This is a genomic window from Mesorhizobium waimense (assembly GCF_003601975.1).
In the GTDB taxonomy this organism is placed as follows: Bacteria; Pseudomonadota; Alphaproteobacteria; order Rhizobiales; family Rhizobiaceae; genus Mesorhizobium; species Mesorhizobium waimense.
The window spans coordinates 311926-333726 of the sequence record NZ_QZWZ01000002.1; the positions used below are offsets into that span (position 1 = coordinate 311926).

22 protein-coding genes and 1 riboswitch are annotated in these 21801 nt (G+C 66.0%); of the genes, 7 read left to right on the forward strand and 15 right to left on the reverse strand.

The features are described 5' to 3' along the window. Positions 1-231: 231 nt before the first annotated feature. Genes cobT through cbiE form a run of 7 tightly spaced genes read right to left on the reverse strand, consistent with a single transcriptional unit; the run spans position 232 to position 6551 of the window. The gene (gene cobT / locus D3227_RS04050; protein ID WP_120012725.1) at positions 232-1242 is read right to left on the reverse strand and encodes a nicotinate-nucleotide--dimethylbenzimidazole phosphoribosyltransferase; all 1011 of its coding nucleotides are present in this window, start codon (positions 1240-1242) and stop codon (positions 232-234) included. 24 nt (positions 1243-1266) lie between these two features. After that, entirely contained in the window at positions 1267-2043 is a 777-nt protein-coding gene (locus tag D3227_RS04055; protein WP_120012727.1) for an adenosylcobinamide-GDP ribazoletransferase, read from the reverse strand. Positions 2044-2046: 3 nt separating this feature from the next. Beyond that, complete coding sequence (locus D3227_RS04060; RefSeq protein ID WP_120012729.1) at positions 2047-3357, reverse strand: cobyrinic acid a,c-diamide synthase CobB; 1311 nt, start codon at positions 3355-3357, stop codon at positions 2047-2049. Then, a complete protein-coding gene (gene cobA, locus D3227_RS04065; RefSeq protein WP_120012731.1) occupies positions 3354-4172 on the reverse strand; it encodes a uroporphyrinogen-III C-methyltransferase in 819 nt (272 codons plus the stop codon). Before cobA ends, D3227_RS04060 begins: the two co-directional genes overlap by 4 nt. Next, on the reverse strand, positions 4169-4933 hold the full coding sequence (cobM, locus tag D3227_RS04070; protein ID WP_120012733.1) for a precorrin-4 C(11)-methyltransferase: 765 nt from the start codon (positions 4931-4933) through the stop codon (positions 4169-4171). The genes cobA and cobM overlap by 4 nt, the downstream gene beginning before the upstream one ends. Next, positions 4930-5316, reverse strand: a complete 387-nt coding sequence (locus D3227_RS04075; RefSeq protein WP_120013049.1) for a cobalamin biosynthesis protein — start codon at positions 5314-5316, stop codon at positions 4930-4932. Before D3227_RS04075 ends, cobM begins: the two co-directional genes overlap by 4 nt. After that, positions 5313-6551 (reverse strand): precorrin-6y C5,15-methyltransferase (decarboxylating) subunit CbiE, encoded by a 1239-nt coding sequence (cbiE, locus tag D3227_RS04080; RefSeq protein WP_120012735.1) that lies wholly within the window; start codon positions 6549-6551, stop codon positions 5313-5315. Before cbiE ends, D3227_RS04075 begins: the two co-directional genes overlap by 4 nt. A 1-nt stretch (position 6552) precedes the next feature. On the opposite strand from cbiE, the gene D3227_RS04085 reads away from it, so the two are divergent. Next, positions 6553-7320 carry a cobalt-precorrin-6A reductase gene (locus D3227_RS04085; protein ID WP_120013050.1) on the forward strand — a complete coding sequence of 256 codons (768 nt, stop codon included), beginning with the start codon at positions 6553-6555 and terminating at the stop codon, positions 7318-7320. Here D3227_RS04085 and D3227_RS04090 read toward each other — a convergent pair. From D3227_RS04090 to D3227_RS04125, 8 genes are all read right to left on the reverse strand, one after another. Continuing rightward, entirely contained in the window at positions 7284-8048 is a 765-nt protein-coding gene (locus D3227_RS04090) for a precorrin-3B C(17)-methyltransferase (protein ID WP_120013048.1), read from the reverse strand. The two genes, D3227_RS04085 and D3227_RS04090, sit on opposite strands and share 37 nt — an antisense overlap. Beyond that, positions 8045-8803 (reverse strand): precorrin-2 C(20)-methyltransferase, encoded by a 759-nt coding sequence (locus D3227_RS04095; RefSeq protein ID WP_120012737.1) that lies wholly within the window; start codon positions 8801-8803, stop codon positions 8045-8047. Before D3227_RS04095 ends, D3227_RS04090 begins: the two co-directional genes overlap by 4 nt. After that, on the reverse strand, positions 8800-9432 hold the full coding sequence (locus D3227_RS04100; protein ID WP_120012739.1) for a precorrin-8X methylmutase: 633 nt from the start codon (positions 9430-9432) through the stop codon (positions 8800-8802). The genes D3227_RS04095 and D3227_RS04100 overlap by 4 nt, the downstream gene beginning before the upstream one ends. Before the next feature lie 2 nt (positions 9433-9434). Next, positions 9435-10946, reverse strand: a complete 1512-nt coding sequence (gene cobG / locus D3227_RS04105; RefSeq protein ID WP_120012741.1) for a precorrin-3B synthase — start codon at positions 10944-10946, stop codon at positions 9435-9437. Then, positions 10943-14479 (reverse strand): cobaltochelatase subunit CobN, encoded by a 3537-nt coding sequence (locus D3227_RS04110; RefSeq protein WP_120012743.1) that lies wholly within the window; start codon positions 14477-14479, stop codon positions 10943-10945. The genes cobG and D3227_RS04110 overlap by 4 nt, the downstream gene beginning before the upstream one ends. Positions 14480-14496: 17 nt before the next feature. After that, complete coding sequence (gene cobW, locus D3227_RS04115; RefSeq protein ID WP_120012745.1) at positions 14497-15534, reverse strand: cobalamin biosynthesis protein CobW; 1038 nt, start codon at positions 15532-15534, stop codon at positions 14497-14499. Positions 15535-15536: 2 nt separating this feature from the next. Continuing rightward, complete coding sequence (locus tag D3227_RS04120; RefSeq protein WP_120012747.1) at positions 15537-15965, reverse strand: DUF1636 family protein; 429 nt, start codon at positions 15963-15965, stop codon at positions 15537-15539. 39 nt (positions 15966-16004) lie between these two features. Beyond that, a riboswitch (cobalamin riboswitch) is annotated at positions 16005-16210 on the reverse strand. Between the two features lie 29 nt (positions 16211-16239). Further along, positions 16240-17439 carry a winged helix-turn-helix domain-containing protein gene (locus tag D3227_RS04125; RefSeq protein ID WP_120012750.1) on the reverse strand — a complete coding sequence of 400 codons (1200 nt, stop codon included), beginning with the start codon at positions 17437-17439 and terminating at the stop codon, positions 16240-16242. A 12-nt stretch (positions 17440-17451) separates the two neighbouring features. Here D3227_RS04125 and D3227_RS41455 point away from each other — a divergent pair, with 12 nt between their 5' ends. From D3227_RS41455 to D3227_RS04150, 6 genes are all read left to right on the forward strand, one after another. Further along, positions 17452-17628, forward strand: a complete 177-nt coding sequence (locus D3227_RS41455) for a hypothetical protein (protein WP_167480584.1) — start codon at positions 17452-17454, stop codon at positions 17626-17628. Between the two features lie 146 nt (positions 17629-17774). After that, positions 17775-18140, forward strand: a complete 366-nt coding sequence (locus tag D3227_RS04130) for an NADH-quinone oxidoreductase subunit A (protein ID WP_006203254.1) — start codon at positions 17775-17777, stop codon at positions 18138-18140. Beyond that, a complete protein-coding gene (locus D3227_RS04135; protein ID WP_006203252.1) occupies positions 18131-18712 on the forward strand; it encodes a NuoB/complex I 20 kDa subunit family protein in 582 nt (193 codons plus the stop codon). The genes D3227_RS04130 and D3227_RS04135 overlap by 10 nt, the downstream gene beginning before the upstream one ends. Positions 18713-18716: 4 nt before the next feature. Next, complete coding sequence (locus D3227_RS04140; protein WP_120012752.1) at positions 18717-19322, forward strand: NADH-quinone oxidoreductase subunit C; 606 nt, start codon at positions 18717-18719, stop codon at positions 19320-19322. A 9-nt stretch (positions 19323-19331) separates the two neighbouring features. Then, a complete protein-coding gene (locus D3227_RS04145; protein ID WP_120012754.1) occupies positions 19332-20522 on the forward strand; it encodes an NADH-quinone oxidoreductase subunit D in 1191 nt (396 codons plus the stop codon). Then, positions 20523-21800 carry an NADH-quinone oxidoreductase subunit E gene (locus D3227_RS04150; protein WP_120012755.1) on the forward strand — a complete coding sequence of 426 codons (1278 nt, stop codon included), beginning with the start codon at positions 20523-20525 and terminating at the stop codon, positions 21798-21800. Position 21801: the final 1 nt, after the last annotated feature.

The window sequence follows — 21801 nt, forward strand, 5'->3', positions numbered from 1 at the left end:
CGCGCTAGCCTTGGCGGGGCTTGGCTGGGTCCGAAAAACTAGCGCGACCTCTACCCGACGATCTGCGTCGGATGTCTCAAATTAGGACAGCGTGGCTAACGAACAGTTAACGATGTTCTTGGTCCGTGATCCGCTGTCCACCGCACCTATTCATCCTGCGAAAGCGTGGTCGCGAGTAGAGCGGCCACGCTGTCTTCAAATGCATCGGCAGCGTTGAAACTCTGACCGGATTTACTTTTCCGACACACCGGCTTCCGCAAAACTCGCCATGCGGGCGTGGCATTCCAGCGCCGAGCGGACGACGTTGACCGCGAGACAAGCGCCGGAGCCTTCGCCAAGCCGCATGCCGAGATCGAGCAACGGCGGCAGGCCGAGCGCCTCCAATAGACGACGGTGGCCGGACTCGGCCGAGACGTGGGCCGCGATCGTGTGGGCGAGGCCGGTCGGGTGCAGCCTTGCGAGGGGAGCAGCGGCGGCGCTGCAGACAAAGCCGTCGAGCAACACCGGCACATTGTTGTGGCGCGCGGCGAGCGTCGCGCCGAAGATGGCGGCAAGCTCGCGCCCGCCAAGCGTGGCGGCGATCTTCAACGGGTCGGTCAGAGCCGCGGCGTGGCGCTTCAGGCCGGCCTCGATGGCCGTGACCTTGCGCTTCAGGCCGGCATCGTCGACGCCCGTGCCGCGCCCGGTCCACTTCTCCGCGCCGCCGCCGAACAGTGCCGCCGAAATGGCTGCGGCCGACGTCGTGTTGCCGATGCCCATTTCGCCGAAGCAGACGAGGTCGATATCGTTCGTCACAGCGTCGTAGCCGGCCGAGACGGCGGCAAGGAAGGCCGTCTCGTCCATTGCCGCCGCTTGCGTGAAATCGCCGGTCGGGTGCTCCAGATCGAGCGGAATGACGTCGAGTTCGGCGCCGGCGATGCGGGCAAGCTGATTGATGGCGGCACCCCCGCCGGCGAAATTCGCCACCATCTGCACGGTGACCTCGGACGGGAAAGCCGACACGCCCTGCGCGGTGACGCCGTGGTTGCCGGCGAAGACGAAGACTTTGACGCGGTCGAGCTGCGGCATGTCACGGCCCTGCCAGCGCGCCAGCCAGGTGGCGATGGTTTCGAGACGGCCGAGGCTACCTTGCGGCTTGGTCAGCGTGTCCTGGCGGCGGGCGACGGCTGTCGCTGCCGTGTCGCTGCCGGCCGGCAGGTCGAGGCAAGCGGCGCGCAGTTCATCAAGCGATTTGAAGGGCATGGGGGCAAAATCTCCGGGGAAGAGTCAGGATTGGGAAACGGAAGCGACGAGCAGGATCGTGATCTCGCCCAGCTGCTGCAGGGCGCCGACCGTATCGCCGGTCTGGCCATCGATCTGGTTGAGGCAAAGGGCGCGGAACGCTGCAAACAGCAGGCCAAGCAGGATGACCGCGACAATGGCGCCTCCGGGCCCGAGCAAGAGCAGCGGGACCGCGCCGAGTACGGCACCGGCTATGGCGGTTTCGACCGAAGCGGTGCCGGCGCCGGCCGAGAGGCCGTCGGACCGCGCTGAGGGCAAGAGATGCATGAAGGCGCCCAGCAAGCCGCGTGAGGCGGCGTGCGCGGCAATGAGGGCGAAGAGCGCCTGTGTGGGGTCGACGAGTTGTGAAAGCGCGCTCCAGCGGATCAGCAGCGACAGGGCCAGCGCCGATGCACCGTAGGCGCCGATGCGGCTGTCGCGCATGATCTCCAGTTTCAGGCCGCGCGTCTTGCCGCCGCCAAAGCCGTCGGCGACATCGGACAGCCCGTCCTCATGCAAACAGCCGGTGGTGAGCAAGGTTGCCGCCAAGGCAAGTGCCGCTGCCGGACCCATGGCAAGGCCGAACCGTTCCGCCGTGGCGTAGACGACCGCGCCGATCAGGCCGACGGCAAGGCCGGCGACCGGCGCGGCCCAGATCGCGGCGGCGAGGCTGCGGCCGCGAAAGTCGAAGACGGGCAGCGGCAGTCTTGTGAAGAAAACCAGGCAAAGCGCGATGTCGTCGAGGATTTGTCGGGGCGAAAGGGTCAAATTCCGGAGCTTCATGCCCTAGCTCCTCGCAATGGCATGGAAGAACGTGCCGCTGACATGGCCGCGCCGGTAGCCGGAGGCGCCGAGCGGATTGCCTTGGCCGTCGGCGAGGTCGGCCAGCGGCTCATCATTGCCGGCAGCAAGCATCTGCGCATAGTGGAACTCATGGCCACGGACCAGCGTGCCCTGGCCTCCCAGCGGACAATCGGCACGCAGCCGCGCCTCGCGGTAGCCGAGGTTCATCTTGCGCCTGGCGAAGCTGGTCGAATGGCCGAGCAGGCCGAGCATTTTGTGCGTCTCGCCCGACGCATCCTCCAGCGTCTCGCCCAGCACCATGAAGCCGCCGCACTCGCCGTGGACGGGTTTCGTTGCAGCGAATTTTGCCATGCCGGCACGGAAATCTTCAGCATTGGCAAGGCGGCCGGCGTGAAGCTCCGGATAGCCGCCCGGCAACCAGCAGACGTCGCAGCTTTCGTCGGGCGCCTCGTCGGCGAGCGGCGAGAAGGGGACGATCTCGGCGCCGGCCTTGCGCCAATACGCGGCGACATGCGGGTAGAGGAAAGTGAAGGCGGCGTCTTCGGCCAATGCTATGCGCCGGCCGGGTGGCTGCAAGGCATCGCCGAAGCCGCCAGGAGCTGGTTGGAATGGCGCCGCCAGCGTCATGATGGCATCGAGGTCGAGCGATTTTTCCGCCATGTCGGCCAAAAGGTCGAGATGCGCCATCAGGTTCTCATATTCGCCGGCCTGGACGAGGCCGAGATGGCGTTCGGGCAGGTTGAGCGTGGGATCGCGCAGGATGGCGCCGACAACGGGCAGGCCGAGCGCCTCGATCGCATCGCCGCAGAGCCGGAGATGGCGTTCGCTGCCGAGCCGGTTGAGCACGACGCCGGCCATGCGCACGCCGGGATCATAGGTGGCAAAGCCCTTGGCGACGGCTGCGGCAGTCGTCGACTGTCCGGACACGTCGAGCACCAGCAGCACCGGCAGGCCGTAGAGCCGCGCGAGATCGGCCGCCGAGCCGGAGCGCCCGGCCGGCGCGGGTATGCCGTCGAACAGGCCCATGGCGCTTTCGAGGAAGATGAAGTCGGCATCCTCGGTTGCGTTGCCGGCGAGCGCGTTGAGCAAGGTGGGCGACATCGCCCAGCTGTCAAGGTTGACGCCGGACAGCCCTGTCGCGGCGGTGTGGAAGCCGGGGTCGATATAGTCAGGACCGGATTTGGCGCCACGCACCTTGACGCCGCGCCGGGCCAGCGCACGCAGGATGCCGATGGTGACACTGGTCTTGCCCGAGCCCGAGCGCGGCGCGCCGATGATGATGGCGCGGGTCATGGCTCGCCCGCCAATGCCGCGCGCATGGCGACAATGCCGCCGACGACGATCAGCGCCGGCGCGGTCAAGCCGGCTGCGGCCGCCTCTTCAGCGATGGTGGAGAGCGTGGCGACGACGATGCGCTCCTGCGGAGTCGTGGCGGACACGATCACCGCGGCCGGCGTCGAGGGTGCCAGGCCGCCGTCGAGGAGGGAGGCTGCGATGACCGGCAGATTGGCCATGCCCATATAGACGACCATGGGCTGGCCGGTGCGGGCGATTGCCGCCCAGTCGAGATCGTCTTCGGCGCCGGCGGCGTGGCCGGTCGCCAGGATCACTGCCTTGTTGATGCCACGCATTGTGGCGGGAATGCCGGCGGCGGCGAGTGCGCTGAGGCCCGACGTCAGCCCGGTCAGAACGCGGAACGGGATGTTTTCGCGCGCAAGTGCCAACGCTTCTTCGCCGCCACGGCCGAAAATATAGGGGTCGCCACCCTTCAGCCGGACGACCCTGCGGCCTTGGCGCGCCAGACGCACGAGCAAAGCGGTGATGTCGTCCTGTTTCATCGACGGCTGGCCGCCGCGCTTGCCGGCATAGAAGAGTTCGGCGTCGGCCGCCACCGCGACGGCATCGGGCGAGACCAACGCGTCATAGACGAGCGCGTCGCATTGGCCGAGGGCGGCCAGCACTTCCAGCGTCAGGCAGCCGGGATCGCCGGGGCCGGCGCCGGCCAGCCAGACATGTCCGGGCTCCAGTTCGCGCGGCTTGAAGTTCAGCCGTGCGAGCGCCTGCTCGACCGTTGCGTTTCCGCTCTTATGCTTGGCGCTGCCGCTCACAACCCGTCCCGTCCGCGAAAACGCCGCTGGTAGTGGGCGTCATAAAGTGAACTCTCGCCAAAATCCTGCGCTGCCAGCGAACTGCCGACGAAGATGATCGCCGTGCGCTCGATCGGATCGGCGGCCAGCTGCGCCTCGATGGTCGCCAGCGTGCCGGTCAGCACGCGCTCGTCCGGCCAGGAGGCGCGGAAGACCACCGCCACCGGGCAATCGGCGCCATAGAGCGGCGTCAGCTCGGCGACGACGCGGTCGATGGCATGGATGGCGAGATGGATGGCGAGCGTGGCGCCAGTGCGGCCGAAGCCGGCCAGCGTCTCGCCGGGTGGCATCTTCGAGGCGCGGCCGGAGACGCGGGTCAGCACCAGGCTCTGCGCGACTTCGGGAATGGTGAGTTCGCGGCGCAGCGCTGCGGCGGCGGCAGCGAAAGAGGGCACGCCCGGTGTCAGCGTATAAGGGATGCTGTGCTTCTCCAGCCGTCGGATCTGCTCGGCCACCGCGCTCCACACCGACAGGTCGCCAGAGTGCAGGCGGGCGACATCGTGGCCGTCCCTGTGGGCGGCCAGATATTCGGCCTCGATCTCGTCCAGCGACATTGGTGCGGTGTCGATTATCTTTGTCCCGGGAGCGCAGTGCTGCAGCAATTCCGGGGCGACGATCGAGCCGGCATGGAGGCAGACCGGACAGCTGGCCAGCAGCCTTGCACCGCGCAGGGTGATGAGGTCGGCGGCGCCCGGTCCGGCGCCGATGAAATGGACGGTCATGCCGCATCTCCGCTGATGGCGATGGCGCAGGTGACCGGGCCGAGCACGGTGCGCGGCCCCAGCAGCTTTGCGCCCTGGCCGGCCGCAGCGAGGGCTGATGCTTCCGAGACCGACGGTGTGCCAGCCTTCGACTGAGACAGGTCGGAGCGGCTAAGCGTGCCAGACGATGCAGACTTCAGAGCATCGTCCTCTACAACGATCACCGGGAGAGCGAGTTCGCGCCCAGCGGAGAAGATTGCCGGTTCGTCCTGCTTAACAGAGGCGGTCGCCAATGCAGACAGCGCCGTCATCGCCAGCCCGTGCGCCTCCAGCGCGGTTTCTATCGCCGCAAGCACCTCGCCTGCGTTGACGCCTTTGCGGCTGCCGATGCCTGCGACCATCATGGCTTCACCCAGCTCCATTGGGTGACCGGCATGGCCGGCCGCCAGGCCTGCATCGAACCGACCGGGGAGGCGCGCGAAATGGCGATGCGGGTGAGGTCGCCGCCATGCTTGGTGTGCTGGGCAAGGAGCAAGGCCTCCATCTCCAGCGTCACCGCATTGACGACCAGCCGGCCGCCAGAGGGCAAAGCCTTGATGGCTGCGCGGAGCACGCCGGTATCGCTGCCACCGCCGCCGATGAAGATGGCATCGGGTGTGTCCAGTTTGGCCAACGCCTTCGGCGCCGAACCTTCGACGACGACAAGGCCTGGGACGCCACAAGCAGCTGCGTTGCGATGGATGCGGGCGGCACGGGTCGAATCGACCTCGATGGCGATGGTGCGCATCGAGGGGTGGGCAAGCATCCATTCGATGCCGATGGAACCGGAACCGGCGCCGATATCCCACAGCAGTTCGCCGCGCCTCGGCGCCAGTGCCGACAGGGTCATGGCGCGGATCTCGCGCTTGGTGATCTGGCCGTCATGATCGAACAGATGATCGGCGAGGCCTGGTGTCAGCGGCAGGATTCGGGCATCCGGAGTTGAGTCAACCTCGATCGCCAGCACGTTGAGAGGGTTGATGGTTTCGAGGTCGAAGGCGTCGGCGCGGGTCGACCGCGCGTTTTCGCTAGGTCCCCCCAGGGCCTCCAGGACCGTCAGCCGCGAGGCGCCGAAGTCGAGTTCGGTCAGCAGCCGCGCGATGGCAGCCGGCGCGTCGGCGTCGGAGGTCAGGGCAAGGACGCGGGTGCCGGGGTGCAGCAGCGGCCGGATCAGATCGATCGAGTGGCCATGCAGGGAAATGGTCTCGATGTCCTGCAAGGCCCAGCCGAGACGGGATGCGGCCAGCGAAAGCGACGATGGCGCGGGGATGACATGCATGTCCTGCGTCTTCACCTTGCGGGCAAGGGTGGCGCCAACGCCATGGAAGAACGGGTCGCCGGAGGCGAGCACGCAGACGTTCTTGCCGGCCAGCGCCAGCACGCCGCGCATGTCCGGGTCGAAGGGAGTCGGCCAGGCGCGGGCTTCGCCCTTGACGATCGCCGCCACCAGCGCAAGGTGGCGCTTGCCCCCGAAGACGAACTCGGCCCCTGCGATCCGCCGCTTGGCCTCGTCGCCGAGACCCGCTAAACCGTCCTCGCCGATGCCGACGATTGTGAGCCATGAGTTGAGCTTGGCGCCGCGCGGACCCTCAGCAGGCATGATGCCCCACCGTATTCTGATCCTCGGCGGAACCACCGAAGCCCGGCAGCTGGCGGGAAAGCTGGCTCTTCGCGCCGACCTCTCGGTCACGCTGTCGTTGGCCGGCCGCACCGAAAGCCCTGTGACGCAAGGCGTTCCCGTCCGCACCGGAGGGTTTGGCGGCGTGCCCGGGCTGGCGGCGTATCTCGAGGAAGCCGGTACGGCTTTGCTGATCGATGCCACGCATCCCTATGCGGCGCGAATTTCGGCCAATGCAGCGGACGCGGCGCAGCTTTCCGGCGTGCCGATCATGGCGCTCAGGCGTCCCGGCTGGGAGCCCGTCGACAGCGACAGCTGGACGCTGGTCGCCACCGTGGCTGGCGCGGTCGAGGCCCTCGGCGAGGCGCCGCGCCGTGTCTTCCTGGCACTCGGACGGCAAGAGGTGGCCGCCTTCGAAGCGGCACCCCAACACCACTATCTCATCCGCAGCGTCGATCCGGTCGAGCCGAGGCTGGCGGTGCCGGTCGCAACCTATCTGCTGGCGCGCGGACCGTTCCGGGAAGCCGACGAACGCGCGCTGCTTGTCGAGCATGGCATCAACGTCATCGTGTCCAAGAACAGTGGCGGCGAGGCGACCTACGGCAAGATCGCCGCGGCACGAGCGGTCGGCATCGGCGTGATAATGGTGCGCAGGCCGGAGCTGCCAGACGTTCCGTCGGCTGAAACCGTCGAAGCGCTCGCCGCGATGGTCGATCATTTTCTCGAACCCGTGGCGGAGCGCGGTGTGTAGACCAGCGACGGCCGCTCGCCGCGGCGGATGATCCTGGTTTCCGGCGAGCCGATAATGATGCAGGTCGCCATGTCGGCCTTTTCCGCATCGGCGTCGGCCAGCAAGAAAACCTCGATGCGCTCGTCGGGTCGGCCTGCGGCGCGGCCGAAGATGACCGGCGTCGTGCCGGGCAGGATGGCGGCGAGGCATTCGAAGGCGCGGCCGAGCTGCCAGGGGCGCGCCTTGCTGATCGGGTTGTAGAGCGCGATGACGAAGCCGGCGCCGGCAGCCGCCAGCAGGCGCAGTTCGATCAACTCCCACGGCTTCAGATTGTCGGACAGCGAGATGGCGCAGAAATCATGGCCGAGCGGCGCGCCGATGCGGGCGGCGACCGCGAGCATGGCGGTGATCCCTGGCACGATCGCGACGTCGACGGCGCGCCATTCGGCAGGGCCGGCCTCGATCGCCTCGCAGACGGCTGCCGCCATGGCAAAGACGCCGGGATCGCCGCCGGAGACAACGGCGACATCATGGCCCTCGGCGGCCTTCACCAGTGCGTCCTTGGAGCGGGCGAGCTCCTCGCGATTGTCGGAGGCGACGCGGGTCTGGTCGGGGCGCAGCTCGAGCCGGTCGAGATAAGGCTTGTAGCCGTAGAAGAATTTGGCTTCCGCAACGGCGCGGCTCGCCTCGGGCGTGACCTGGTCGGCATTGCCGGGCCCAAGGCCGATGACGGTCAGGCGGCCGCTCATGGCTTGGCTCCCGACGCGCCGGGCCGGGTCGACCAACCAGCCACCAGCACGATGGCGAAGTAGGGCGCCTTGTCGTCCTGCTTGTCGGCCAGCCGCATCGAGACGCTGCCCGGCATGGTGCCGCGCTCGACATAGACGGCTTTGGTCAGCTTGCCGGTCGCCTCCAGTGCCCGCCTGATCTTGGGCAGGTTGCGGCCGACCTTCATGATGACAGCGGCATCGGTGTCCGCAAGGCGGCGGGTCAATTCGAACTCGCTCATCGTGCCCGGCAGCACGGTCAGCACATCGTCGCCCTGGACGATCGGTAGACCGGTCGCCGACCAGCAGCCGGACATCGCGGTGACGCCGGGAATGACCTCTGTCGGGAAGCGATGCGCCAGCCGAACATGCAGGTGCATGTAGGAGCCGTAGAAGAGCGGATCGCCTTCCGAGAGCACCGCCACCATCCTGCCGGCATCGAGGTGCACGGCGACGGCCTCGGCCGATTGCTCGTAGAATTCGGTGATCTGCGAGCGGTAGTCGTCGTGATCCTTGTCGATCTCCGTCGTCACCGGATAGAGCAGCGGCAGTTCCAGCATGTCCGGCCGGAAGCGCGCCTCGACGATGGCACGAGCATTGCTGTTGTTGCCGCGCTTGGCGAAGTACGCCACGACATCGGCTTCAGCCAATGCCCGCGCGGCCTTCAGCGTCAGCAGTTCGGGGTCGCCGGGACCGGTGCCGACGCCAACCAGGCGGCCTTTTGCTATCGCGTTCACAGGCCCGGCCTCGCCAATGCGTTGAGCGCGGCGGCGGTCATGGCGCTGCCGCCCAGCCTTCCGCGCACGATGGCGTAGGGCACGCCATAGAAATTCTCGGCCAGCGCATCCTTCGATTCGGCAGCACCGACGAAACCGACCGGCATGCCGATGATCGCGGCCGGCTTCGGCGCGCCGTCGCGCAGCTTTTCCAGCAGGTAGAAGAGCGCGGTCGGCGCATTGCCGATGGCGACGACCGAACCGGCCATGCGCTCGCCCCACAGGTCGATCGCAGCGGCCGAGCGGGTGTTGCCGATTGTGTTGGCGATCTCATGTGTTCGCGGGTCGCGCAGGGTGCAGATCACGTCATTGCCGGCCGGCAGCCGGGCGCGGGTGACGCCATGCGAGACCATCTCGGCGTCGCAGAAGATCGGCGCACCGCCCGAAAGTGCGGCACGCGCGGCGGCAACGAAATCACTGGAGAAGACGAAATGGCTGGCGGCCTCGACCTGGCCGCAGGCATGGATCATGCGGATCGCGACATCTGCCTCGGCATCCGAAAAGCGCGACAGGTCGGCTTCGGCGCGGATGATGGCGAAGGAGCGCTCGTAGATCGCCGTGCCGTCGTGGATGTAGTCGTAGGCGGCCATGCTCATTCCTGTCGGTAAGCTTCTGCGATGCCGGCCGCGCCAAGCCTTGCTAGGCAGGCGGCGGCGGTCTCGCCTCGAAGTCGTTCTTTGCGGATTGCCGCTGCAACGCCACTGACACCGCGCGCGGCGTCATAGCCCGGCCTGTATCCGGCAGGAAGAGCCTTTGCAGTCGCGTCCACGACAAGTCCGGCTCCGTTTTCGTCACCGACCAATGTCAGCGCCGCTTTGCCCGGATGCGCGCAGCCCTTGGTACAGCCGGAAATGTGCAGGGTGAGGGAGGCATCGAGGATGTCGGCGTTTTCCGAGGCGATGGTCTCGGCGATGTCGCGGGTGGCGATTTGGCCGGAGGCGCAGGCCGGCGAGCCGGGGCAAGCGGCGATCCTGGTGCGTGGGTCGGATGGGGTTGTGACGAAGCCGAGGGTGGCGGCAGCATGCTGAAGAGCGGGGCAGGCGGATGGGGAGATGCCCAGGACAAGCAACGCGCGGCCGGGTGCCAGGCGGATTTCGGTTGCGCCCAGGGTGAAGGCGCGTTGGGTGAGGTCGATGAGCTTTTGTGCCGGCATGCTGCCGAAGGGCAGGCCTATGCCGAGGGCATGGCCGGCTGCGGCCAATTCGAAGATGCCGACGGGCGAGCGGGCCGAAGGTGTCAGAGGAAAGCGTTCCTTCGCGCCCCCCTCTGTCCTGCCGGACATCTCCCCCACTTGGGGGGAGATTGTGCTCGCGCCTCTGCTTTCGCCAATCGACGAAGTCGAGGAGTGCGGGGAGATTACAGAAACGGAGCCGTCGCCGGAGTTGCCGATCTCCCCCCAAGTGGGGGAGATGTCCGGCAGGACAGAGGGGGGCGCGAAGGAATGCCAGCTTGCGAGAGATGTCAGCTGCCTCTCAGTCAAATCCCTTGTATGCGCGTCGCGGCCTTTCTCGGCAATCATCCTCAGAGCCGCGACCGTGATATCCCGGGCCGCATCTTCCTCAACAACGGTAAGCGGCGTCGCTGCCTGCCCGTCGCCCGCAACAGACACCCGCCACTGGATTCCCGCATTGGTGCGCGTTGCAACGAGCCGCACATCGGCCGTCACCGCATCCATGACCAACTGCCCGCCGCCGTCGACGATCACCGAAACCTTCGGCCCTAGCCGCTGCGCCAGTCCGGCTTCATCGATCGCTGCGCGAATGCTCTCCGCCAACGACCGCGGGTCGGCGACTTCTTGCGGGTCGAGCCCGGCCAGAGGCCCGGTCTCGACCGGCACGCCGGTGCGCACGGCAATGCCCAGCGCGCCGACCTCTCCAGCCAGCAGACGCGCGCTCTCCAGAGTCAATCCCCGGATCTGCAGGCTGCCGCGGGCGGTCACTTCCATGATGCCGTTGCCGTGCCGCAAGGCTGATTCGCCGAGTCCGATCAAAAGCTTCGGCGATAGTCCTCCAGCAACCGGGTTGAGCCGCACCAGAAGTCCGTCGCCGGTCTGCATCGGCTTGCTGAGAGCAGGGCAGGCGCCGCGGCGGGAGAAGGCGTTCATGCCGCCACTCCTTGGGCTTCGGCGATCAGGGTGGCGAGATCGTCGTCGATCGAATTGCGCAGCGGATGCCAGAGGCCGCGCCGCCGTGCCGATTGGAACCGCTCGGCGATAACTTTGGCCGCCGCCGGGTTCTCGCGCAGGATGAAGGCGCGAACGTCTGGATCGCCGAGATAGGCGTCATGCACGGCCTCGATCAGCGCGCCGGATATGGCGTTCGTCGTTTCGGCAAAGCCAACCAGCCGGTCAACCGTTTCGGCAAATTCCGAGGCGCCGCGCGGGCCGTGTCGCATCTGGCCGGCGATGAAACGCGGGTTGACGGAGCGGGCGCGAACGACGCGAGACACGGCTTCTCCGACCGAGCGTGGTTTCGGCATTTGCGGGTCCGTGGTGTCGAGCACGATGACGTCGGCGTTCCTGCCGAGGGCCGCAAGAGCTGCCGAAAAACCGCCGATGAAGGCGACATCGGCGGAGCCTTCCAAAATGTCGCGGCCGGGGTCGTCGCCGGTATGGACGAGGAGGTCGGCCTCGGCGATCCGGGTTTCGAAGGCGCCAGGCGCGGAGACCGCTTCGCCGTCGGCGCCGCCATAGGCGTGCGAGGTGGCGTCGAGATAGGCGCGGCCGATTTCTTCACGCGCCGCCCAGTCGCCGCTTGCCAAAATGTCTTCGACGCCGGCGCCGTAGGTGCCGGGCGAGGTGCCGAAAATGCGCGGGCTGATCTTGCCCTCGGTGCGGGTCCTGGCCGCCAATGGGTTTTCCGAAGCGTCCTCGTCGCGGGTGGCAACGGCATTGGCGGCGGCGTCGATAAGGGCGATCTGGGTCGGGAACATGTCGCGGAACAGGCCCGAAATGCGCCAAGTGACATCGACGCGCGGTCGGCCGAGCGTTGCCGGCGGCAGCACTTCTATGCCGGTGACGCGGCCGGTCGCGGCATCCCATTGCGGCCGGCAGCCCATCAGCGCCAGGCCTTGGGCGATCTCCTCGCCGCCGGTGCGCAGCGACGCCGAGCCCCACAGGTCGATGACCAGAGAGCGCGGCCAGTCGCCATGCGACTGCATGTAGCTTCGCACCACTTCCTCGGCCGCCGCTCTGCCCAGATCAAAGGCAGTCGGCGTCGGCATGGTGCGCGGGTCCGAGGTGAACAGGTTGCGGCCCGTAGGCAGCACGTCGGAACGGCCGCGCGCCGGCGCACCGGCCGGACCGGCCTTGACGTGGCGGCCGTCGAGCGCCGCCAAAAGCGCTGACATCTCGGCCGCCGCACTTTGCAGGCGCAGCGGATCGGCTTCCCCCTCGGGCGAGCGCCCATAGATATGCAGGCCATCCTTGATGGCGAAATCCTTGAGATCGCAAAGCCAGGCGTCGATGCGGCGCAGCGCTTCGTCGGGAGCATCCGTCCTGGCGACACCGGCCTCGGCGGCAAGCCCGGTCTTCTGCGCCGTCTCGACGATCAGCCTAGCCAGCCGGTCGCGGCGGCGGCGGTCGAGCCCGTCGGCCTGGGCATATTCGTCGACCAGCCGTTCAAGCTTGTGCTGGTTCTCGTCCAGCCCGGCGCCAGTCAGCGGCGGCGGCAGATGGCCAAGCGTGATGGCGGCAATGCGCCGCTTGGCTTGCGCCGCTTCGCCGGGATTGGAGACGATGAAGGGATAGATGACGGGCAGGGGACCGGTGACGATTTCGGGAAAGCAGGTTGCCGAGAGCGCGACTGTCTTGCCGGGCAGCCATTCGAGCGTGCCGTGGGCGCCGACATGGATGAGGGCGTGCGCGCCGAGGGAATTGCGCAGCCAGAGGCCGAAGGCGATCAGTTCGTGGCGCGGGGGGAGCGTCGGGTCGTGATAGTCCGCGCGGCGGTCGGCTGACCGGCCGCGATCAGGGGCCAGCGCCACGGTGATGTTGCCGAAGGTCGCGGCGCGGAAGGGGAAGTGCTTTTCGCCAAATCTCTGCAAAGGTTGGCGTTCTGTCGCGCCCCCCTCTGTCCTGCCAGACATCTCCCCCACTTGGGGGGAGATTGCGCTCTCGTCTCTGCCTTCGCCAATCTCCAACGTTGGAAAGCTGGCACCGTCGGCGAAGCTGCCGATCTCCCCCCTTGTGGGGGAGATGTCCGGCAGGACAGAGGGGGGCGCATTGATGTGAGGGTCGTTATTGGCTTTCCCCCACGCCGCTTCCATCGCTTCACGCGCGGCTTCGGGTAGCTCCGCCGAAAAGGCGAGGTAATCCTCCAAGGCGAGCCCGTGGCCACCCTTTTCCAGCATCTCCAGCAACATCCGCGGCGATTGCGGAATCCCTTCAACGGCGTAGCCCTGTTCCTTCAGATCATGCAGCATGGCGAGCACGCTGGACGGCACGTCGAGGCCGACGGCATAGCCGGTGCGGCCGGGGGCGCTGGGATAGTCGGGGATCAGGATGGCAAGTTTGCGCGTCGCGCGCGGCGCCCGCTGGAGGCGGACAAACGCCTCGATGCGGTTTGCCACCTGCGCGACGCGGTCCGGCTCCGGCCGGTTGGCGAAGGCGCGGAAGGCCAGTGCCGGATCGGTTTCGCTTTCACCCTTGAAGGAGATGGCGCCGGCCAGGATGCGGCCGTCGAGTTCGGGCAGCACGACATGCATGGCAAGGTCGGCAGGCGCCAGGCCGCGCTGGTTTTTCTCCCAGACGTCGCGCCTGGTCGTGGCGACGATGACCTGGAAGACCGGCACGCCGGCGCGGTCGAACAGGGTTTCGACGCCGGGTTCGGCGCCGGAGGCGAAGGCGGTCGCGGTTATGATCGCGGCGGGGTTCAGCGCGGCGAGTGACGTCTCGACAAAGGCGAGCGAAACCGGGTCCTTGAGGCTCGAGACAAAGATCGGCACGGGCGCCATGCCGCGCGCTCTGAGTTCTTCAAAAAGCGCGTCGATCGGCGCGACATCGGCGGCGAGCAGCATCGAGCGGTAGAACAGGATGGGGATGACGGCGGCGCAGACATTCGAAAGGCCCGGCTTATCCACGACGCCTCGTCCAGGCTCGTAAAATCCCGCCTTGGGCACCGCGACCGGCTCGACGACATCGGCATTCGCCCCCGCCAACCGAGCCAGCCTCTGCACCAGCACCGCCATATTCGCCGGGCCGCCCTCGCGGAAATAGCCAAGCAGCGCGTCCAACTCCGCACGCGGCAGTGTCGAGGCTTCGATCAGCCGCAAATCCTCGTCGTGGCTCTCGCCGGGCAGCAGCGCCAGTTTTATGCCGCGCTCACGCGCAATCGCGGCGAGTTGGTCGCAGCCGTAGCGCCACCAGTCGTAGCCACCGAGGATGCGGACGAGAATGACCCTGGCATGTCGCGCCACGCTGTCGATCCAGAGATCGACGGACATCGGATGGCGCAGATCGCGAAGCGCTGCCAGCCGCATCGACGGCAGGCGCGCCGCGTCCGCCTTCCACGCCGCCGCCAGTCCGGAGAGATCGCTGTCGGTGAAGGACAGCGCCACGATATCCGCCGGCGTCTGCCGGAGATCGACAGGCTCGGCGAGGTCGTCGAGCGAGGCGGATGTTGTGGTGAGGATGTGCATCGCGGTTCGGTTTTGCCTCAGCCGGCGAGGATACGCTCGATGGCCGGGCGGTTCAGCCCCTTCAGGCCGATGACGACCAGGCGCGAGCGGCGGTCGTCATCCACCGTCCAGGCGCGGTCGTAATAGTGATTGACGCGCGGGCCGACGGCCTGCAGCAGGAGCCGCATCGGCTTGCCGCCGACCTCGACGAAGCCTTTGACGCGCAGCACGTTTTCTTCCTCGGCCACGGTGGCGACGCGTTTTGCCAACTCATCCGGATTGGCGATCGAGGGAATGTCGACGATGAACGTGTCGAAGTCGTCATGCTCGTGGTCGAATGCGCCGTCATGATGGGATTTGCGGTTCTCGATGTCGTCCTCGACGGCGAGACCGAGGCCGAGCAGTACGGAGGGATCGACCTTGCCATGCGACGTCGGCACGATCTTCACGGCGCGGGCTGAGTGTTCGTTGATGATGGTGTTGGCGCGAGCCGAACCGGCGGCGTCCATCAGGTCGCTCTTCGACAGGATAATCAGGTCGGCGCAGGCGATCTGGTCCTCGAACACCTCTTCGACCGGATCGTCATGGTCGAGCGAGTTGTCGGCGGCGCGCTGCGCTTGCAGGGCGTCCATGTCGTTGGCGACGCGGCCTTCGGCCAGCGCCGGGCCGTCGACCACGGCGATGACGCCATCGACGGTCACCCGGCTCTTCACCGTCGGCCACTGGAAAGCCTGGACGAGCGGCTTTGGCAGAGCCAGGCCGGAAGTCTCGATCAGGATGTGGTCGACCTTTGGCGTCAGCGACAGGATCTGGTCGAGCGCCGGAACGAAATCGTCGGCCACGCTGCAGCAGATGCAGCCATTGGCCAGTTCGACGATGTTTTCCTCCGGGCAAGTGTCGATGCCGCAGCCCTTGAGAATCTCGCCGTCGATGCCGATGTCGCCAAACTCATTCACAATGATCGCAATACGTTTGCCGCCGGCGTTCTCGAGCAGATGGCGGATCAGCGTCGTCTTGCCGGCGCCGAGGAAACCGGTGACGACGGTGCAAGGAACGCGGGACACGGAAGCGGTCATGGTCAGTCCTTCAGGATGTCGAGGGGAGGGATGCGCGCGACGAGGCCGCGCTTCAGGGAATCGGGTCGCCCGCGCCAGGGAATGAGGCCGTCGGTCGAGGTGGCGAAGAGCTTTGCGCCGGTGACGAGGTCGGCGCCGCTGGTCGTGGTAAGGTCGCCGAAGACGTAGCTCCAGCAGCCGTCGCGCAGGATCGCAGCGCTGAGGCGGCGCTTGCAATTGCCGAGGCATTCGACGGTGCGGATGCGGAGGTCTTCGCCCGAAGCGGCGCGGCGCGCATCATCGGCGAGCAGCGCGCCGGCACGGGGATGGCCATCGGAGCCGGTCTCGTCGCGGCAGGAGGCGCAGACAATGACGGTGACGCCGGCGAGGGAATCGCCGCCGCCGGACAATATGTCCGCTGTCTCAGCCGGAAAACTGCTGTCGCGCTCCAAATCAGGCTCCTTGCCCGGAAAACCCGCCAGGCGATCGGATTCTTTATGTCTCAGACGGCAGGTCTCCTGGCTCGCGGGTCATCGCCTCGGTGCCGCCTTCCCGGGAACATCCCAGTGGTTTTCGGCTGAGGCTCGTCGCTTACAGTTGCGGGGACAGCCGCGGATTTGAGATCTTCAGATCCCGCACCGCATTCCCTCTTGGCTCCTCCCTTTGCCGAGAGGAGACCGTCTGCAGCGGATTTAGGCTTGTAGGGACAGTCGTGTCAACGCGCGTCTACGACACGGCCATGTCGGCAAGCGCCGGACCCAGATCGCCCGCTGGCGTCACTTCGATGCGCTCCAGGCCGAGCCAGCCTTGCATCTGCTTCAATTCCTCGAAGAGCTGAGCGGCGGTTTCGGGTGGTGCGCAGGCTTCGGCGTAGGCGGCGTGGACGCGCAGCACGCTTGCTGGGCGATCAGCCTTGAGGTCGAGGCGCGCGACGATCCGGTCGCCGAGGAGGAACGGCATCACATAATAGCCGTACTGGCGCTTTTCGGCCGGCGTGTAGATCTCGATGCGGTAGCGGAAATCGAACAATCTCTCCGCCCGCGCTCGTTCGAAGACGACCGGATCGAATGGCGCCAGCAGAGCGCGCGCCTCGATCCGGCGCGGCAAACGGGCGTCCTTGTGCAGGTAAGCCGGCTTGTCCCAGCCTTCGACGCGCACCGGCAGCAGCTCGCCCGTTTCGACCAGTTCCTCGAGGCGGCCTTTCATGTCGGCTGGCGACAAGCGAAAGTAGTCGCGCAGGTCGCCCGCGGTGGCGACACCATGGGCGCGGGCTGAGATGCGCAGCAATTCGCGGTGCGCATCCTCAGCGGCGGGCACCGCCAGGTCGAGGACTGCCTGCGGCAGGACGCGTTCGGGCAGATCGTAAAACCGCTCGAAGCCGCGACGTGATGCCGTGGTGATGCGCCCGGCCCAGAACAGCCATTCGAAGGCGTGTTTGGCGTGGCTCCAGCCCCACCAGCCGCCCGACCCCTTCTGGCCTTCGAGCGCGGATGCCGCGATCGGGCCACGCGAAACGACCTCGCGATAGATCTCCTCGATATAGGCGGCGTGTTCGCGGCCCCAATTGGCGAGCCCCAGATACATTTCATCGCCGCGCTCGGCCCGCTGCATGCGCCAGCGCATCAGCGGGTATGTCTCGACCGGCAGGAAGGACGCCTCGTGCGCCCAATATTCGAACACCGTGCGCTTGCGCGTCACGGCGGCATTGTCGAGCAAAGCGAACGGGTAGGAACCAAGGCGTGAATAGAGCGGCATATAGTGGGCGCGCACCACCGCGCTGACGGAATCGATCTGCAGCAGGCCGGTACGGGAAAAAACGCGGGCAAGGTGGCGGCGATCCGGTGTGCCGCCCGGTCTCGGGTCGGTAAATCCCTGTGCTGCGAGAGCGATGCGCCGGGCCATGCCGAGCGAGATCTTTTCCTTCATGCGGACGGCGCCTTGATGCTGTTCAAGCGAAGCAAAAACCCGATGATTCCTAGCCATGCTAGCAGGGTTTTGGCGGGATATATGTCAGGAGAGAAAACTGGAGTAAAAAGTGAAGGAAATCAAACAGGAGCGGATCGGACCAGTTTTCCGGGATATGCCGTCCAGCACCGCGTTTTGAACAAGGTTTGACTTGCTTCGCCGAAAGCGCTGCGCTAACCCTCGCCGCGTTGCAGCATAGGCCACCTAAAACGGTTCAGCGGTTAATCTGTCACGCTTCCGCATTAAGGTTGGTTGCTGTAATCAAAGTGGATTGACCGCCAACGGAAAGCCGCAGCATGAACGCACTTTTGAGTTCGTACCTGCCCATAGTCCTCTTCATCGGCGTGGCGCTGGTCGTCGGCTTGGCGCTGATCATTGCGCCGTTCCTGGTGGCCTACCGCAACCCCGACCCGGAAAAGCTTTCCGCTTACGAATGCGGCTTCAACTCCTTCGACGATGCCCGCATGAAGTTCGACATCCGTTTCTACCTGGTGTCGATCCTGTTCATCATCTTCGATCTGGAAGTGGCCTTCCTGTTTCCGTGGGCGGTGTCCTTCTCGAAGATCGGCATGCTCGGTTTCTGGTCGATGATGGTGTTTTTGGCGGTGCTGACCATCGGCTTTGCCTATGAATGGAAAAAAGGAGCGCTGGAATGGGATTGAACGACAGTTCCGGCACGCTCGTCGCACCGAAGCCCAAGGGCATCATCGACCCCAATACCGGTCGACCGGTCGGTTCCGACGATCCGTTCTTCCTCGAGATCAACAACGAGCTGGCCGACAAGGGTTTTCTCGTTACCTCGACCGAGGCGCTGATCACCTGGGCGCGCAGCGGCTCGCTGATGTTCATGACCTTCGGTCTCGCCTGCTGCGCCGTTGAGATGATCCATACCTCGATGCCGCGCTATGACTCGGAGCGGTTCGGCGTCGCGCCGCGCGCGTCGCCGCGCCAGTCCGATATCATGATCGTCGCCGGCACGCTGACCAACAAGATGGCGCCGGCACTGCGCAAGGTCTACGACCAGATGCCGGAGCCGCGCTACGTCATCTCGATGGGCTCCTGCGCCAATGGCGGCGGCTACTACCACTATTCCTATTCGGTGGTGCGCGGCTGCGACCGCATCGTGCCGGTCGACATCTATGTGCCCGGCTGCCCGCCGAGCGCCGAAGCCCTGCTTTACGGCATTCTTCTCTTACAGAAGAAGATCCGCCGCACCGGCACGATCGAACGGTGAACCCATGAGCCAGTCGTTGAACGAACTCTCGACCTATCTGGGCGAGAAGCTGATCGGCAGGGTCAACAACGCGGTGCTGGCCTATGGCGAGCTGACCGTCTCGGTCGAGGCGGGCGACCTGATCGAGGTGGCGACCTTCCTGCGCGACGACCAGCGCTGCCAGTTCATCTCGATCATCGACGTCTGCGGCGCCGACTATCCATCGCGGGCCAGGCGCTTCGACGTCGTCTATCACCTTTTGTCGCCGAAGCAGAATTTGCGCATCCGCATCAAGGTCCAGGCCGACGAGGAAACGATGGTGCCGTCGCTCACCGCCGTTTATCCCGGCGCCGACTGGTTCGAGCGCGAGACCTACGACCTCTATGGCGTGCTGTTTTCGGGCCATCCAGACCTGCGCCGCATCCTCACCGACTATGGTTTCGAAGGCCATCCGCTACGCAAGGATTTCCCGCTGACCGGTTTCGTGGAAGTGCGCTACGACGACGAGGCCAAGCGGGTCATCTACGAGCCGGTCGAGCTCAAGCAGGAATTCCGCAATTTCGATTTTCTCTCGCCGTGGGAAGGGACGGATTACGTCCTGCCGGGCGACGAAAAAGCCAAGACGAATTGAGGCGCCAGAATGCCTGAAACCTCCGTCCGCAATTTTAACATCAACTTTGGACCTCAACACCCTGCAGCGCATGGTGTTTTGAGGTTGGTGCTTGAGCTCGACGGCGAGGTTGTCGATCGCGTCGATCCGCATATCGGGCTGTTGCATCGCGGTACCGAAAAGCTGATCGAGCACAAGACCTATTTGCAGGCGGTGCCTTATCTCGACCGGCTCGATTATTGCGCGCCTATGAACCAGGAGCATGCTTTTGCGCTCGCGGCCGAGCGGCTGCTCGGCATCGAGGTGCCGAAGCGCGGCCAGCTGATCCGCGTGCTCTATTCCGAAATCGGCCGCATCATGTCGCACATCCTCAATGTGACGACGCAGGCGCTGGACGTCGGTGCGCTGACGCCGCCGCTGTGGGGCTTCGTCGAACGCGAAAAGCTGATGGTGTTCTACGAGCGCGCCTCCGGCTCGCGCATGCATGCGGCCTATTTCCGCCCCGGCGGCGTGCACCAGGACCTGCCGCAGAAGCTGGTCGAGGACATCGGCAAGTGGATCGATCCGTTCCTGAAGTCGCTCGACGATCTCGATGCGCTGCTCACCGGCAACCGCATCTTCAAGCAGCGCAACGTCGACATCGGCACGGTGTCGCTGGCCGATGCCTGGGCCTGGGGTTTTTCGGGCGTCATGGTGCGCGGCTCGGGCGCGGCCTGGGACCTGCGCAAATCGCAGCCCTATGAATGTTATCCGGAGATGGATTTCGACATTCCGATCGGCAAGAACGGCGACTGTTTCGACCGTTATCTGGTGCGCATGGAAGAGATGCGCCAGTCGGCCAAGATCATGCGCCAGTGCGTCGATCTTCTGCTCGGCAAGGAGGGCACCGGCCCGGTGTCGAATCTCGACGGCAAGGTGGTGCCGCCGAAGCGCCAGGCGATGAAGCGCTCGATGGAAGCACTGATCCATCACTTCAAGCTCTACACCGAGGGCTACCGCGTGCCGGCCGGCGAGGTCTATGCGGCCGTCGAGGCGCCGAAGGGCGAATTCGGCGTCTATCTGGTCTCGGACGGCACCAACAAGCCCTACCGCTGCAAGCTGCGCGCGCCAGGCTTCGCGCATCTGCAGGCCATGGATTTCCTGTGCCGCGGCCACATGCTGGCCGATGTCACCGCCGTGCTTGGCTCCCTCGACATCGTGTTTGGTGAGGTCGATCGCTAAATGTCAGTCCGCCGTCTCGCAGAAGCCAGCGTCCAGCCAGCGTCCTTCGCCTTCAACCGGGCGAATGCGGCGGCGGCCAAGCAATGGATCAAGAAATATCCCAAGGGCCGCGAGCAGTCGGCGATCATCCCCTTGCTGATGCTGGCGCAGGAGCAGGAAGGCTGGGTGACCAAATCGGCGATCGAGACGATCTCCGACATGCTCGGCATGCCCTATATCCGTGGCCTCGAAGTCGCGACCTTCTACACGCAGTACCAGCTTAATCCGGTCGGCACGCGCGCGCATATTCAGGTCTGCGGCACCACGCCCTGCATGCTGCGCGGCTCGGAAGCGTTGATGGATGTGTGCCGCTCCAAGATCCATCACGACCAGTTCCACACCAACGACAAGGGCACGCTGTCGTGGGAGGAGGTTGAATGCCTCGGCGCCTGCGTCAACGCGCCGATGGTGATGATCTTCAAGGATACGTTCGAGGACCTGACGCCCGAGCGGCTGGCCGAGATCATCGATCTTTACGGTGCCGGCAAGGGCGCATCGGTGACGCCCGGGCCACAGAATGGCCGCACCACGTCCGAGCCAATCACCGGCCTGACGACTCTGACCAGCGAAAAGGCGATCCTCAAGTCGACGCGCGACAAGGAAGCCAAGGCGGCAACAAAGGCCGCCAGGGCGGCGCCCGACGCGATCGTCGCCGAGCCCGTGCCGGCGCCGGCTGCCCCTGTCGCGCCGTCGAAGGCCAGCAAGCCGAAGACCGACGCGCCGGAAACCAGCCCGGCGTTGAAATCGCCTTCACCGGTCAAGGTTGCGCCTGCCGTGGAAAAGGCAGCGAGCGTCTCGGCCCCGCCGCATTCGGCCGCCAACGCCAACAAGGCGGCACCGGAAGTCGAACGGGTTTCGAAGCAGCGCAGCGGTCCGAAGAACAAGGCCGAGCCTGCTTCCGCATTCAAGGCGCCGGAAGCCAAAGTGTCGGCGGCGAAACCCGCAAAACCGTCGCTCGACGACAAGAACCGCCCGGCCGGCATCGCCAAGCCGGCTCTTGTCGACGATCTCAAGCTGATTTCCGGTGTCGGGCCGAAGATCGAGGGCACCCTGCACGAGCTGGGCATCTTCACCTTCGCGCAGGTCGCGTCCTGGAAGAAGGCCGAGCGCGAATGGGTGGACGGCTATCTGAGCTTCCACGGCCGCATCGAGCGCGACGACTGGGTCAAGCAGGCCAAGGCGCTCGCCAAGGGCGGGGTCGCCGAATACATCCGCGTCTTCGGCAAGAAGCCGGTCTGAG